The sequence below is a fragment of the uncultured Sutterella sp. genome, assembly GCF_937923675.1.
Classification (GTDB): domain Bacteria; phylum Pseudomonadota; class Gammaproteobacteria; order Burkholderiales; family Burkholderiaceae_F; genus Sutterella.
Window position 1 is genome coordinate 1 of the sequence record NZ_CALDXB010000068.1, and the last position, 2,097, is coordinate 2,097.

Below are 2,097 nucleotides of genomic sequence, written 5' to 3' on the forward strand. Positions count from 1 at the left end.
GAAAATCAAAAGATTCCAGCTGAAATTAGAAATTAATGTGCGTCAGCCCTGTGCAACAGTTATTCTCGTGAGGAATAATCACTATTCCTGACATTCCGACGGGCTTAAGGTCAACCTTCACGCGGATCCGACCAGGTTTGCTTCCGGCAGATCCGCCCGCTTCTTGATTTCCACATCCCGCTTTCAATAGAAGAGGTGCTCCAACGGGAGCCTTGAAGACCTAATCATCCTAGGCGCTCCGCAAACGCATCAGTCGGGCTTCCTCCTGCTGCAAGGCGATCTTGAGGCAATGCAAAAGCTGTTCCGCCTCTCTCAAGGCTACGAGCGCCGTCAGATCGTCAATGCTGCCCCCGCTTTGAAATGAATAAAGCGCCGCATAGTACCGATCGCGGTCTTCCCGACAACGGATATTTGCAGGCCAATAGCCTTCACGGACCAGCATGAAATTCAAGAGTAGCCGCCCGGTTCTTCCATTGCCGTCGGCAAAAGGATGAATCGTCTCGAACTCTGCATGAAACCTTGAGGCCTTTTCTATCGGATGCATCGCATCTTCATTTTGGTACCAGCAAACGAGATCATGGATTTTCTGCGGAATCTCCCGAAACCCGGCCGGCTTGAAGGCAGCTCCCAGCACCCTGACCTCGTGATCCCTCCAGACGCCGCAATACTCTGGGAAGGCGCCGAGCATGACATACCGATGGAATCGCTGAATCAAATTCTCATCGCAGGGAACCTTTTGAGCTGCCAAATCAAAAATCACCTCAAAGCCGCGAGCGTAGCCCTGAGCGGCAAGAACATCCTTCATGCGAAACCCATCTCCGTCCGCAACGCCTTCCTTGACGACCAGAACGGTTTCCCTCAGAGTCAGCCGCGAACCCTCGATCGCATTGGAATCAAAGGTATTCTCCAGCATCATTTCATCGCGGAGACGGGCGACAGCCGGCGGAGTCAGCGGCTTTTGCTCATTGAGCTTTTTGAAAATGTCATCGACCATCTCCAACGCCGTCTTCTTGTCGCTCAGGAGCCTCGCTTCAATTTCCCTGAATTCCTTTTCATCCATTTTTCATGTACGCCCATCAGTTGAAATCGATGATTTCTGCGGCAAGGAAAACCTTCGCTTTAACCTCTGGGGAATTTCGAGCGCTGGGAGAGGCAGCGGCCGACGACTGCCCTGCAAAGCGAATGAGGACATCACTCCCTCAAAACCGCCTGAAGCCGTTGTCAGCGCGTTCCCAGGGAACCGCAACCCGCCTAATCCTGCCGTCGCTCCCAAGAATCCGAGGAACATCGCAATGGATGAGTCACGGGTATTGGAAGAAATTCGTGTTCCGCCAGGTGCCCGGCAGCGCGTCATGGACCGGAGAGGCCTTCGCGCCGCCCGTCGCCGTAAGATCCGGGAAGCGGGCGCCCTGTCTGAATTTAATGAAGATATGGAGCGTCCGGGTATTGCCCGGTTCTTCTCGGAAATCAATCTGGTCGATATACCAAGGCTCCGATAACATCAGAGCAGCGGTAAAAAGCGTCTTTGTGTCGAAGGTGCTCATATTGAAAGATCCGGCGGCTCATAGAGAGGTTCTGTCTCACAGCTCCTCTCCCGAAGTCCTGCAGCTCGATGTCGAGGAACGTGAGAACTGATTATTCCATGCCATTCTCATCCCGCGGGGCATTTGCTAGTCGAATAAAATGCTGTCAAACCTCCCGTAACGCGCAGAATAGGAGGAATAAAAATGACGCTTTGTTCGATTGGAGTCATTGCCCGACATTACGGCGTATCGCCGAGCACTATCAGACGCTGGGTGGAAAAAGGCTTTATTCAGATAGAAGGGCGCACCTTCGGCGGTCATCGAAGATTCAGGGAGCCTGCAGTTCAATCCGCGGAAACTGCCGGGCGAAAGATTGTCGGTTACGCCCGCGTTTCCTCGCACGATCAGAAGTCAGACCTGCTGCGGCAGGCTGATCGTCTGCGCGAGGCCGGCTGCGACGAAGTGATTTCCGACATTGGTTCCGGACTCAACTGCAGGAAGCCCGGGCTGCGCAGACTCCTGCGGATGCTTCTCGACAACCGCATTGAGAAGCTGCTGGTGCTCCATGAAGATC

3 protein-coding genes are annotated in these 2,097 nt (G+C 53.8%); 1 reads left to right on the plus strand and 2 read right to left on the minus strand.

Annotated elements, in window-relative coordinates; all coding sequences use genetic code 11:
• Nucleotides 1-229 precede the first annotated feature (229 nt).
• Entirely contained in the window at nt 230-1,060 is an 831-nt protein-coding gene (locus Q0106_RS07830) for a Fic family protein (RefSeq protein WP_297611212.1), read from the minus strand.
• 241 nt (nt 1,061-1,301) lie between these two features.
• Nucleotides 1,302-1,544: a hypothetical protein gene (locus Q0106_RS07835; protein WP_297611215.1), complete on the minus strand. Its 243-nt coding sequence runs from the start codon at nt 1,542-1,544 to the stop codon at nt 1,302-1,304.
• Between the two features lie 183 nt (nt 1,545-1,727).
• Between Q0106_RS07835 and Q0106_RS07840 the strand changes: the two genes are divergently transcribed.
• A partial coding sequence (locus Q0106_RS07840; protein WP_297611218.1) for a recombinase family protein occupies nt 1,728-2,097 on the plus strand: 370 nt, incomplete at its 3' end.